The 13,570-nt window shown below is 41.4% G+C and carries 10 protein-coding genes and 1 pseudogene; 4 read left to right on the top strand and 7 right to left on the bottom strand.

The window, feature by feature from the left end; genetic code table 11:
- Positions 1-1,097 precede the first annotated feature (1,097 nt).
- Entirely contained in the window at positions 1,098-4,304 is a 3,207-nt protein-coding gene (locus tag V7K53_RS19515) for a glycoside hydrolase family 15 protein (protein WP_335199118.1), read from the top strand.
- Positions 4,305-4,345: 41 nt separating this feature from the next.
- The gene (locus tag V7K53_RS19510; RefSeq protein WP_335199116.1) at positions 4,346-4,723 is read left to right on the top strand and encodes a GxxExxY protein; all 378 of its coding nucleotides are present in this window, start codon (positions 4,346-4,348) and stop codon (positions 4,721-4,723) included.
- Positions 4,724-4,840: 117 nt separating this feature from the next.
- Here the strand turns inward: V7K53_RS19510 and V7K53_RS19505 are convergent, their stop codons facing one another.
- The 4 genes from V7K53_RS19505 to V7K53_RS19490 form a co-directional block, all read right to left on the bottom strand.
- Complete coding sequence (locus V7K53_RS19505) at positions 4,841-5,155, bottom strand: YkvA family protein (RefSeq protein ID WP_335199115.1); 315 nt, start codon at positions 5,153-5,155, stop codon at positions 4,841-4,843.
- A 40-nt stretch (positions 5,156-5,195) separates the two neighbouring features.
- A complete protein-coding gene (locus V7K53_RS19500) occupies positions 5,196-5,363 on the bottom strand; it encodes a hypothetical protein (RefSeq protein WP_335199114.1) in 168 nt (55 codons plus the stop codon).
- Positions 5,364-5,404: 41 nt separating this feature from the next.
- Positions 5,405-7,126, bottom strand: coding sequence for a serine/threonine-protein kinase (locus tag V7K53_RS19495; protein WP_335199113.1), 1,722 nt, complete (start codon positions 7,124-7,126; stop codon positions 5,405-5,407).
- A gap of 249 nt (positions 7,127-7,375) precedes the next feature.
- Complete coding sequence (locus V7K53_RS19490) at positions 7,376-8,224, bottom strand: alpha/beta fold hydrolase (RefSeq protein ID WP_335199173.1); 849 nt, start codon at positions 8,222-8,224, stop codon at positions 7,376-7,378.
- A 403-nt stretch (positions 8,225-8,627) separates the two neighbouring features.
- Between V7K53_RS19490 and V7K53_RS19485 the strand changes: the two genes are divergently transcribed.
- Entirely contained in the window at positions 8,628-10,160 is a 1,533-nt protein-coding gene (locus V7K53_RS19485; protein ID WP_335199171.1) for a SagB/ThcOx family dehydrogenase, read from the top strand.
- Between the two features lie 87 nt (positions 10,161-10,247).
- On the opposite strand, the pseudogene V7K53_RS19480 reads toward V7K53_RS19485, so the two are convergent.
- From V7K53_RS19480 to V7K53_RS19470, 3 genes and pseudogenes are all read right to left on the bottom strand, one after another.
- Positions 10,248-10,449: pseudogene (locus V7K53_RS19480) on the bottom strand (IS4 family transposase); the annotation flags it as partial.
- A gap of 339 nt (positions 10,450-10,788) precedes the next feature.
- Positions 10,789-11,517 (bottom strand): ABC transporter ATP-binding protein, encoded by a 729-nt coding sequence (locus tag V7K53_RS19475; RefSeq protein WP_335199112.1) that lies wholly within the window; start codon positions 11,515-11,517, stop codon positions 10,789-10,791.
- Between the two features lie 70 nt (positions 11,518-11,587).
- Entirely contained in the window at positions 11,588-11,812 is a 225-nt protein-coding gene (locus tag V7K53_RS19470; RefSeq protein ID WP_094353237.1) for an indolepyruvate ferredoxin oxidoreductase subunit alpha, read from the bottom strand.
- 284 nt (positions 11,813-12,096) lie between these two features.
- Here V7K53_RS19470 and V7K53_RS19465 point away from each other — a divergent pair, with 284 nt between their 5' ends.
- Entirely contained in the window at positions 12,097-13,488 is a 1,392-nt protein-coding gene (locus V7K53_RS19465) for a GUN4 domain-containing protein (RefSeq protein ID WP_335199111.1), read from the top strand.
- Positions 13,489-13,570 lie beyond the last annotated feature (82 nt).

Below are 13,570 nucleotides of genomic sequence, written 5' to 3'. Positions count from 1 at the left end.
ATATTTCTCTTTACAAAAAAGGAAAAAGATATTGGGTAAAAAACTTTTAAGTTCTTTATATATTTACGCCCTTGGTTCTATCTGCTGCTATTTTGGATGAAATAGTAATTACCTGATTCATTCAGATTCAGATCGGCAATAACAATTGTTAGTTTTTTCAAGCTAATATTAGTCTAAATCAAGGCTTCAATTATTTATGTCAGTAAGTGAAATAATAATAATTATTCCTGAAACTATTATTTAGTAAATATCTTAGAGTGTAATAAAGCAAACTAGGATATTTATTATGTAAACAAACTAATTAATTTTTTATGACTTAAGCATTGCCAGATAAGCCAAAATAGCAACTATGGTTTTCAAGGCTTCTAGGTAGAGTTTTGCGATGCCTACGGTAAATGCTCGCCTACGCAACTAACAAAATATGGTTTGTAAAAGTCTGAACCGAGGTATTTATGTTAATGCACAAGATGAGTTATTTGTACAGTGCATAAGCCCTATTTTTTATCAAACTTGATTGGGTTGACGATAGCCTCCCTTTCTTGACTGCAATTATTTGCTGAATGTCCAACACAAACACATCAATATTAAAACATATCTACATTAAAATTATATTTATTAAATAAATATTTTTGCAAAAAAAATGATTTAGTTTATACCAGCATAAGCATAACCTCGGAGTAGTGATTTAGTTTAGACTAGCATAAGCTCATCCTTCGGAGTTAGGCACTCTTGATTTTTTGACATCATCCCATCACTGATATTAATTAGTTATAATTCCCAAATCTATGCACAAAGCCCAAAAATCCCTCACCTCTGCGGTATTAATGATAAGTCTTTAACCGGACACGATATGATTTATTACACCGAATCAATAGTGGATTCCCAAGACCACTCTTGAGAGTCGCTCTTTCTAAGATTCGACTTACTTGGAGGGATTTATTCCACCCACGCAGAGATCGATATTTCTCGAGAAGATTAACGTTTCCGTATGCCCTACGGTACGAAATCCCATCTCAATGTCCGATTCCCCATAGTCCAAGTGCAAGAAATCCACTTCTTTAAGGGGTTGAATTCTGCAAGTAGTTCTAAACCAAACCATGAAAACATCTACTAAATTGCTATCTCGCCTAGACTATTACTACCAGCAAATCAAAACGATTATCCTGACTCGTCAAAATCCAATTACGGGTTTACTACCCGCGAGTACAGCGATTACAGCCCACGGCGATTATACAGATGCCTGGGTGCGAGACAACGTTTATAGCATTTTGGCAGTTTGGGGTTTAGGACTTGCATACCGCAAGATTGACGACGATGAAGGACGCACCTATGAACTAGAACACAGTGTCATTAAACTGATGCGCGGGTTACTATTTGCAATGATGCGACAGGCTCATAAAGTAGAGACATTTAAACATACTCAGTCGCTACTAGATGGACTGCACGCCAAATATAATACCGCCACTGGTGACATTGTTGTTGGGGATAACGAATGGGGACATTTGCAACTTGATGCCACATCTATATTTTTGCTGATATTGGGGCAAATGACGGCTGCGGGATTGCAAATAATTTATACCATTGATGAAGTAAATTTCGTCCAAAATTTGGTTTACTATATTGGACGAGCTTACCGCACACCAGATTACGGCATTTGGGAACGTGGGAATAAAATTAATCGTGGAAATGCTGAATTAAATGCCAGTTCTGTAGGCATGGCAAAAGCTGCTTTAGAAGCTATCAACGGACTAGATTTGTTTGGTGTGCGTGGTAGTCAAGCATCAGTAATTCATGTGCTACCAGATGAAATCGCCCGCGCCCGGATTACTCTAGAATCGCTATTACCGAGAGAATCTGGTTCCAAAGAAATTGATGCGGCGCTGTTGAGTATTATTAGTTATCCTGCCTTTGCAGTAGAAGATTTGGAGTTACGCGATCGCACTTTAAACGATATTATCAATAAACTCGCAGGTAAATACGGCTGCAAACGCTTTCTGCGTGATGGACACCAAACCGTTTTAGAAGATCATCAGCGCTTGCACTACGAACCGTGGGAACTCAAGCAATTTGAGCATATTGAATGCGAATGGCCGTTATTTTTCACTTATCTAGTTCTAGATGGATTATTTCGCGGCGAACAAGAACAAGTTAAAAAATACCAAGAGCTTTTAGAATCATTACTTATAGAACAAGATGGTTTGCGTTTATTGCCAGAACTTTATTATGTTCCCGCAGAAAAGATAGAAGCAGAAAAGTTAGCACCTCAAACGCAACCACGTTTGCCCAATGAGAATATTCCTTTGGTATGGGCGCAGAGTTTATATTTCCTCAGCCAAATGTTGAGTGAAGGTTTACTGGCGGTTGGTGATATCGACCCTTTGGGAAGACATTTGTGTGTGGGCAAACAGCGGGAAGCATTGGTACAAATTGCTTTATTAGCAGAAGATGAAGATTTACAAACGAAACTAGAAGTTCACGGAATTGAAGCGCAAACACCCGCCCAAGTAGAACCGATTCAAGTGAGAAAAGCTGGAGAATTTTCAGCAATTTATACTCAAATTGGACGTAACGATAAACTTGGTTTAACTGGCCGCCCAGTGCGGCGACTACGGAGTTTAACAACATCTAGAATCTTTCGGATTAGCGGTGAAACAATTGTATTTTTGCCTTCATTTTCCGACTCTCAACAATTTTACTTAACCCTTGATTACCATTTTTTGCTGGATCAAATTAGAAGCGAACTAGCTTACATTCAAAAATATTGGAGCGATTTAGGGCGTCCGACTCTGACTTTAATGTTGACGCACACCATGTTAGAAAGTGGTTCTGAAGCATTACTAGAACTGATGCAAGAACTCAAAGATGGTGTTTGTAATGGTGTGCGAGTGAAATTAGGGCGGCTAAATCAGCTAATGTTGACAGCTGGAATTCAAAGAATTGATTTTCTCCCCAATGCAGAATTCTCGCGATCGCCAGTAAAAAATGCTAGCCCACGTTGCTATTATTTAGCGTATCACCCTGAGAAAAACTGGCGCTTAGGACATACCCAAGAATTTCAAATGGAGTGTGAAACCAACTTTGGGTTATTACTTTCGCATTTGCGCTCATCAGAGAATATCTACGAACAAATTGAGTTATTGCAAACTTTAACTCGCTTACAGGGAATGAAATTTGATACAGGATATGGCGGCCCAGGATATCCTGTCACCGTAGGCGATTTACTAGATGAAGTTTACACCAAAGCCGGAGATTTAGGCATTTGGGCAGTAGTGCGTCGGGCTGCGGGGTTACGCCAAATGGTTGATATCAGCCTATCAGATGCAGTAACGAGTATTTTGGTAAGGGGCAAGCAAATTGCTGTGGGTAAAGCTTACAGCGAAGCGTCCTTAATTACCGTACCCATGTCCCACGATGAAATTGCCGATAAAATTAATCATTTTTGTCGTGAAGATATCCGCGATCGCGTCCTTACTCAAGAGATTTTAATCTATCTTGGTATCTTAATTCGCTCAGAACCCGAACTATTCCAAGGACTACTAACGCTGAGAGTCGGCTATCTCATCCTGCTGATAACCAGCGAACTAGCGCGGGAATTACACGTTACTCAAGATGAAGCTTATGATTACCTAATGCAACTTTCACCCTTTGAAGTTAAAGTGCGCTTGCGTCAGGTATTAACTGGATATACTGGTATGAGTAACCTGTTGCGCCAGCAAGAATCACTGCACGTCAAACAAAAAGAAAGTGATATTGCTTGGGTGGTATTACCAGGAATCGCCGAAGGGATAGAAGTTCCGCCGGGTGGTTGGCGACGGTTTCGCCAAGCTGAAGGTGCAACGGGACGCGTACCAAAAGAATTTTTTAAGCAAGTTTGGCTATTAATGCAACATTGCAAGGGTCTAGTAATTGGCGATAAATTAGAGCGCCGCAATCGTTTAGATAGCGAGATAATGCTGTCGGAAATGACAGCGGGGGAAAGGAATTTTGCTCTGTTGGTTGAGCATTTGCTGAATAAAATTGAAGCTACAGAATACCGCCAAGTTAATATTGAAGCATTAATCGAATTAGCTGCGATCGCTGCCAATAACCCAAAGTTACAAATTGAAGAATATATCGTGTTGGATGTGTTAATTGGCCATGCAGTGCGATTGGCGTGGTTAGAGAATCATAGTCAACGCAGCGATCGCTATGATGAGGATAAGGCGAGTGCGTGGCGATCGTTTTACAATACTTCTCCTAGAGATTGCGCTAGTTATATTTTGAAGGCGTTTAGGTTCTTGACAGAATTTGTGAAAGATTTTTAAACGCAGAGGGGCGCAAAGGGAAGCGCAGAGGTTCGCAGAGGATGAGAGAGAATGAGTTGAGTGGGGTGATTATTGGTTGTGCGATGGGGGTGCATACTGCTTTGGGGCCTGGTTTATTGGAGTCGGCTTATGAGGAGTGCTTGGATTATGAGTTAAAGAAAGCCGGATTGAATGTTGGTAAGCAAATTCCATTGTCCTTAGTTTATCAAGATGTGCAATTGGAATGTGTTTATCGATTAGATTTGATTGTCGAAAACCAAGTAATTGTAGAGATTAAATCTGTAGAGTCCTTCCACCCAATTCACTCCGTTCAACTCTTAACCTATCTCAAACTCGCAAACTGTAAACTAGGTCTTCTCCTCAACTTTAACGTCCTCCACCTCAAAGAAGGTATTAAACGCGTAGCCAACAACCTCTAACTCCCCTTCATCACTCCATCTCATCCTCTGCGAACCTCTGCGCTTCCCTCCGCGCCCCTTTGCGTTGAAAAAAAATATCCCCCACCTCAGATTCCAAAAGCAGGGGTTTTATTAAAACTACTTAACAGAAACAGCATCAACATCAATAGTGCTTCCACTAGAGGTAGAACCCTCAGTAGTATTAGGTACTTCAGGACCCACCTCACCCTTACGAGCTTTCCAGCCCTCAATTACTAGCCCAGACACTTCACTAACTAGCAGAGTCAAAAGAAAAACATCATCAATCTGTCCCGCAACGGGTATAAAATCTGGGAGAATATCAAATGGGCTGACCAAATAAACCAACGTTCCTAAAATTACCCACCAACGGTATTTGGGGTTACGAAGCACACTGCGATACCAGGCGTAAAGTGATTGGATTGAAAATTTCATATTTTGAACCTCCAGTTATCTTTAATTTTCGCAAATCATTCTAAAAACTCACGGTGCGAATAACCGTCCTAGTTAGTCTGGAAGACGCTACTAGTAATTTGTCAACAAAGACAAATAAGTAGGTAGCGGGTTCATCCCAAATAGGCAACAGTTGTTTCTTTATAGGGCTGATTAATCGCTTGGTGCTGATATCTGCTGCTCTAGCCATAAGAGATATGCCTATAGACTGATTTTATTTTGCTAGAGCTTTTATAGATTGCTCGGTATAGTCTTAAACTTCTGTGCAGACCCCAAAGAATAATCTTCTAATTTAAAATCAGCAAAAGGCTTCTTTTCTAACCTATTCCGTAGCGCCTCGTCAAGAATGACACCTGATGATTCTCTTTTAACACCAATAACGATCACACTTGTCTGATAGGTAGTTAAATCCTGATTTGCCTGACAATTACTCCGTTGAAATTGACCCAAATTTAATAAGCGATAACTTTTGACACTTGGTGTATTAATAAATAATTTTTTAACCAAAAGTTGTATTTGTTTAGAACGTTCTAAAGCTACACGTTCTTGAACTGATCTATCACCTTTACAAGAAGCTGTGCCGACAGAGATAATCTCATTGGGAGCTTCCATTATCTTCTCTATACCTTCTTGTTCTAAGTTCAACTTCAAAAGGTCAACACTAATAATTTCATCATTGTATTTAATTTGAAAGTTGCTACCTAAAAGCCATTTATATTTTAGTGATAAAACCGCTATATTAAACTCAGCTATCCTTCCCTGACTATCCCTACCTTCTTGATAAGAAAAATAATCGATATTACCTTTTTTTTCTGGATATTGTCTGTAATAAGATGTTTCAGAAAAATCTGACTTTCGCGTTGCCAAAGCTACTATACTAAGTAATCCTAATACTACTAAAAGAACTGCAAAAAATGTTAATAACGGCACTTTTTCCGGTTGTTTGTTTGGAGGTAATAAGTTGTTAGTAGTATCTACAGGTAAATGTTCAAGGTTAGAATTTTCTAGGATATTACTATTTGTCGGAGTCGTGTCTGTTAATTGACTTTCGATTTCTTCTAGGGAATGCAAAATTTCTTCAGTACTGGTAGGACGTTTTTCTATATCTGACGCTGTTAGCCAATCAATTAAATTCAATAGTAAGGGTGAAATATGAATAGCATGATTTTGCCAGTGCAACAAATTTTGCTGGACATCATACATCTCCAAAGGATGATACCCTGTCAGCAAAAATACAAAAGTGCGTCCCAAAGCAAAGAAATCTGACTGCGGTACTGCTTGACCATTCATTTGTTCTGGGGCGCTGTAGCCAGATGACATCAGTGCTGTCATCTTGTCGTCGTTGCTTAGTTGGTCTTGGTAGGTTTTATGAATTTCACTGGCGGTGCCAAAATCAATCAGTACTAAATTCCCCCAACCCTGCTCAAGGGAGGATCTAATCATGATGTTGGATGGCTTAATATCTCGATGTAGGTACTGTTTGCTATGTACTACATCTAAAATTTCTATCAACTGTCTTAACCAGTCTATGGCTTGTTCTTGGGATATGGGGTTATCTTGCTGCTGTAGCCACTGCTCTAAGTTGTAGCCATCGATTTTTTCCATTGCAATGCAATGCAACACTAAACCATTTCGGGTTTGATACTGGAAGTAACTATCTTCTTTGGGAATTCCGGGATACTTGAATTGTCCCAAAACTGTTATTTCTTGCTGAAATAGTTCTACTGCTTTGGCGTCGCCTGATAAATCCTCTTTGAGTATCTTGAGAATTTTGGGGTTATCTTGCTCGTATGCCTCATAAACTTTACTAAAACCTGTTTTGTCGCTCAACAGGCACGTTACCCGATAACGCCCTAGCAATTCTAGATGGGAACCACAACTTTGACAAAAGCGGTTTTGCTGATTATTCGGGTGATTTGGTTTAGGGCAAACAGGGTTGATACAAAGGCTCATGACAGGGGAGTGGGGAGTGGGGAGTGGGGAAGCAGGGGAGCAGGGGAGCAGGGGAGTAGCACTTCGGCTACGCTCAGTGACCGCGGAGCAGGGGAGAAATTGCAGTAAGTTTTCCCCTCTGCACCTCTGCCTCTTATGCCCAATCCCCACTTGCCCTGAGCGGAGCCGAAGGGATGCCCAATGCCCAATCCCCCTAGACATCGCTCCTATTAATTCTTCTGTTGTTGTATGACTAATCCCGTCTAATAATCATGAGATTTGTGATCTGTGTTCTGCCAAGAAAGCTGCCACAGTTTGGTTAAATGCCTCTGGTTGTGTCAAAAATGGCCAATGATTGCCGGGAACTTGGCAGATACGTAAGTTTTGAAGATAGGTGGTGTAAGGTTGAATTTGCCAGTTTTGGCGGTTCAGTCCTTGTTTTGGCTGGATGAATAGGGCAGGGGTGTCAAGGTGAATTGTAAAACCCGGCACTTGCATTACTGCTTCAAAAATTCCGTCGCGGGCGGCTATGGTAAATTTGCTGCCCCAACTCCCATCGGGTTTTTGTTCTATTCCTGCTTGGAAGACTTGCTGCTGTAAGGAACTCCATCCTTGATATTGCTTTAATTGCCGTGCTTGTTGTTCCGCTTCTTCGTGGCTGGCAAAAGGGCCCATACTTTTAAGAAAAGGCAAGAAACGATATAACATTGGGAAAGTTACCCTGAAAAGACTGGGCATTTTCCAGATAAAAATCGGATCGACGAGAATTATACTCCGTAAACGCTTTGGGTTTTGTCTTGCCCAGATGGCGGCTAATTTTCCTGTCCACGAGTGACTTACAATATGGGCAAAAGTCCATCCAAGATTATCCATGAGTGCTTCCAGGTCTGCGATCGCACTCTCAAAGCTATAATCTATTTCTGGTTTACTACTTTGGCCATGTCCGCGCATATCTGGCGCAATTATGTGGTAGTCCGCCGCCAAGTAATCTCCTAAACTAGACCACACCAAAGCATGATCGCCTAAGCCATGTAACAGCAGTAAAGGTTCTTGACCTTGATTCCATTCTAAATAAGAAAGTTGGATATCAGGCTTTGATAAAGTTTGACGTACAGGCATCATTGCACATCCAGGCTTAGATAGTTTTGCGTTTATATGGTACTGCGAAAGAAGATGGGGAGCAGGGGAGCAGCACTTCGGCTACGCTCAGTGACCGCGGAGCAGGGGAGCAGGGGAGGATAATTAATAGACTTCTTGCAGAAATGGGGAAAAGGGGAAGGGGTAAAGGGTAAAGGTATGGAATTTTCCCTTCCTTACCCTTTAACCTTTCCCCAATATCTTGCAAAAGTTATTTTTGCAAGATGTCTAATGACCAATGACAAATGACAAATGACCAATGCCTAATTCAATTGTTACCGTTTACCACTTTATGACTCTGAGGATTGTACCAATTGACACGAAACAATGAGGCTAATGAATGCCAAGATCAAGAAAAGGATGCCCCAAGGATATTAAAAGTACTATGCCAGAATTACACCAATCGATTGCCCAGCATTATCACGAACGGACTAAATACAACCCTGAGACTCTCGCTTCCAAAAGTCAACGGTTAGACTGGACTAAACAGCCAGTGCCCTTCAAAGAGTACAAAATTGGCTCTACTTTTGATCTCAAACCCTATATCCAAGAAAAAGCAGAAGCTTATGCTAATAAACCAGATGCTCAATGGTGGCAAAGACTTTCACGGCTATTGTTTCGCAGTTATGGATTGACGGCGAAAATGCCTTCTATGGGTAGTGCAGTTTATTTACGCGCTGCTCCCAGTGCAGGTGGACTATACCCTGCCGAGATATATGTAGTTTCCCGTGGCACCTCGTTATTGCCGCCTGGTCTATATAACTACCAGTGTCGAACTCATTCTCTCATGCATTATTGGGAAAGCGATGTTTGGCAAACTCTTCAAGAGTCTTGTTTCTGGCATCCTTCTTTAGAAAATACCCAATTAGCAATTATTGTGACTGCGGTATTCTATCGTTCTGCGTGGCGCTATGAAGATCGGGCTTATCGGCGGATTTTTCTGGATACGGGACATCTGTTGGGTAATATCGAGTTAGCTGGTGCGATTACTGATTATCGCCCCCATTTAATCGGCGGCTTTGTGGATGAATCGGTCAACGATCTGCTTTATGTCGATCCGCAACAAGAAGGTGCGATCGCTGTCTTACCTCTGGCAGACTTGTTAGATGTGAATCAAAATTTGCCATTGGGATGTACTGCTTTACCTTCCGCCACCGAAACCAGTTATCCTCAAATCCCTGATGGCGAACTATTAACATATTTCCATCGACACACCGAGATCCAATCAGGTGTAACTGGTAATCTCAATCTACCAACTATTAAACAAGAAAAATCTTTGGAGGATAAATACAATTTTCCTTTCTGTTTAAAAATTCCCACCACCACCGCACCTATAAACTGGGGACACAAGCTGTCAGAACTGGAAACCACTATGTATAAGCGACGCTCTACCCGCGCTTACAATGGTGATGATTTAAGCTTCGATGAATTGAAAAGTTTACTCGATTTCACTTACCAACCGCAAAATTACATCGACCAAAGCTTAGATATTTCTCCAGACTACTTCGATCTAAATTTAATCGAAACATTCATTGCTGTTTGCGGAGTCAAAGGACTGGAGGCGGGTTGTTACTATTACGCGCCCAAAGCCCAAGAATTACGCCAAATCCGGTTTAAAAACTTTCGGCGAGAATTACATTTTCTCTGTTTAGGACAAGAATTAGGGCGGGATGCAGCAGCGGTGTTATTTCATACAGCCGACTTGAAAGCTGCGATCGCACAATATGGCGATCGCGTTTACCGTTACTTGCACATGGATGCTGGTCATTTGGGACAACGCCTGAATTTAGCAGCAATGCACCTGAATGTAGGCGTCAGTGGTATCGGTGGATTCTTTGACGATCAAGTAAATGAAGTTTTGGGTATTCCTGCTGATGAAGCTGTTTTATATATCACTACATTGGGACGCCCAAGATAAAAATAATCCCAGAGACGCGGAGAATCTAGAGAGTTTCTTTCTCTGTCCTTTACGTCTCTGTGCAAGCTTACGGGGCTACAACTTGGGCTAGGATGCAGATAAAATAAGCCTCATCGCCCTTTGTCCTTGTTGGTAATACTGGTGCTTGTTAAGACTTAGTGTCAATAATTCGGCAAAACTCGTAGGAATCTGCCATATCCATCCACATAATCCAATATAAAAACTGCTATGACGGCGAATAAGTCCGTCCAGATTCGATATATTTTTTGATACCCATACATTTAAATTTATAGTTGGGGTCTAAATACCCATCCATGACGTAATTCAGAATGCGAATTGCGAATGGGGATTTTGGTAAATCCGGGTAATTTACGTTTTTGTCAGTTTTTCCTGAATGAATGTCCTGTTTTGCCTCTCGACTAGCTGTAGATGTGATTAGAAACGGATTATTAGGGAGAATTCTTTGAGCATCGAAAACGACGGTCGCGGCAGTGGCAGGTAATGTTATGGCTTTTGTATTAGTTATAGATAGCGTCGGCGCAGCCCAACCTAGTCATCGCTATAGACTGGTGAAGCTCCGATATTAAGCTGGTGTTATGTTGAATGGGGCAAGAGTGATTAAAAAGGGTTAATGTCTCTTACCTGCTCCCAGATATAGCTCACCCACTTTCGGGTCATTCAACAATTCTTCACCAGGACCGGAGATCGCATCACGTCCCGATTCTAATACATATCCACGATTAGCCATCTCTAAAGCTTTACGGGCATTTTGTTCTACTAATACGATCGCAGTACCTGCCTGATTAATTTGTTTAATCTGCTCGAACACTTGTGTCACCAAAATCGGCGACAAAGCAGCAGATGGCTCATCTAAAATCAGCAAACCAGGTTCCAACATCAAAGCTTTTCCCATCGCTAGCATCTGGCGTTCTCCTCCAGAGAGAGTACCAGCGCGTTGACGACGGCGATCGCTTAGTCTCGGAAACATAGTAAATATTTTATCTTTAATTGGTTTCAGGGGAACGTTAAGCACAAAAGCACCCATCTCCAAATTCTCTTCAACACTCAGAGAGGGGAAAACATTGGCGATTTGCGGTACGTAGCACATTCCTCGTTGGACAATTTCATTGGACTTTAGCCCCACGATATTTTCACCTTTGAAGGTAATTGTGCCTGTGTGGGGAATCAAAAGCCCAAAAATTGCTTTTGCCAAAGTAGATTTACCTGCACCGTTGGGGCCAATCACTGTCACCAATTCCCCTGGTGCAACCTGAAAATTCACACCTTGCAGGATATCTACATCTTTGATGTATCCAGCGCGAACATTTTGAACTTCTAGTAAATAGTCATTTGTCATTGGTCATTTGTCATTGGTCATTGGTCAACAGTCAAGTCAAGCATAACTATTGACTGTTGACTATGGACTATTACGGAGTTTTTTGCAACTCTGGTCGTTCTTCTGCAAGAATCGCCCCTTCTACTGGGCAAACTTGGAGACAGATACCACAGTCGATGCAAGTGGCAAAGTCAATCCAGTACCAATCAGTTCCCTTGGTGTTTTTGCCTGGGCCATCATGAATACAAGCTACTGGACAGGCATCTACGCAGTCTGCAACGCCTTCACAGACTTCTGTAACAATTGTATGCGGCATGTTCTCGATTCCCTCTCTTCTGTATCGGCTATTTCTAGCCTAGCAGGGGAGTGGGGATGAGGATTGGAGATACTGGTGTCAAGATGAGCCTGGATGAGACTGCAATTTCTATTCATTACTAGCTCAGAACTCGGAATTTTCAAATTTACCCTTAGTAGTAACAAAATCAAGGTTTTTGGCGTAAGCAAGCCATCTTGGTTATTGCCGTTAGGTTCTATGGAAATTTAGGCAAAAATACTATAAGTTTGCTACAACTGTAATTTATCCTACTCCTGAAACGCAAAATGCCAGAGGTATCGCTACAGCTTTTCTTCTCCTACTCTCATAGAGACGAAGCTTTACGGGATGAACTAGCTAATCACCTGAGTACTTTGACACGGCAGGGTGTGATATCAAACTGGCACGATCGCAAGATACTACCAGGAGATGAGTGGGATCACCAAATTAATGACAATTTAAACACAGCTGATATTATTTTGTTACTCGTCAGTTCAGACTTTATTGCTTCCAGTTATTGCTGGGATGTTGAAGTGACGACAGCAATAGAACGTCACAATACAGGAAAAGCTCGTGTCATCCCAGTTATTCTGCGAAGGGTTGATTGGAGTGATACACCGTTTGCTAAACTGCAATTTTTGCCCAAGAATGCCGAACCTGTTACTTCTTGGACTAATCGAGACGAGGCATTTACAAATGTAGCTCAGGGAATTAGGGTTGCTGCTCAACAACTCAAGGGAGAACGTCAACAAAAACTGATACTGGCAAGAAAGGAAGCTGCTATAGCTGAGTATCGCCAATTGGTTGAGGAATTCGCAGCTGATGGCGAGATTTCTTTTGTGGAATCCGAAATATTGAAAGATTTACAAGAAAGACTCGGATTAACTGATGAAGAAGCTCGTACAGTGCGAGACAAAGTATTAGAACCTTATGGTAAATACAAAGAAAATCTGGACAGATATAAGCAAATTTTTACGAAGTTAGTAGATGAACAAGGATATCCGTTAAAGGAAAAAGATAAAGCTGAGTTGAAGAAATTGCAGCAATACCTAAAACTTAAAGATGAAGATGTAGTCCTTATAGATAATGAAGCTGAAGTACAAAAGCAAGAAGCAGAAATACTCCAGCAACAAGAAGAAGCCGAGAGGCGGCAACAGGAATCTATTGGTAATAACCTGCCGTCTGAAAAGGGTGTAGACTATACGCGATTACGCGATTTACTCAAAGCTGGCAAGTGGCAAGAAGCGGATGAGCAAACTCTATCTGTCATGCTCAAGGCATCTAGCAGACAAAATGAAGGCTGGTTTAATACCAAATCCATCAATAATTTTCCCTGTACTGACTTACGCACCATTGACCAACTTTGGGTAAAATACAGCAACAGGCGCTTTGGCTTCAGCGTTCAGAAGAAAATTTATCGGAGCGTTGGTGGGAAGACTGACGGTGAATATTATAAAGAAGCTTGGGAGAAATTTAGCGATCGCGTAGGATGGAGAATGAAAGGAAACGAAACTGTTGATCACTCAGATGTAGCTTTTAATACTTTAGTATCTGAGGGACACTTCCCTAAATTTGGATCGCGTTCCCGGTGTTTTATGAAGATAAGGGGACAACTGATACCTCCGAGGTTCCGGGGTACTGTAGGGTTCTTTTCTCGCGTCGATACTTGTGAAATGTAACAATTTTGCACGAAAGATTGCGGTTTCTACGTTTTACTAATAATCTCTCAGACTACGGTGATTTTATCGAACTACAAGTTGA

This window comes from Nostoc sp. (assembly GCF_036917355.1).
Taxonomy (GTDB): Bacteria; Cyanobacteriota; Cyanobacteriia; order Cyanobacteriales; family Nostocaceae; genus Nostoc.
Note: the sequence above shows the minus strand (reverse complement) of the source record. Positions and strands in the feature narration are given on the sequence as shown.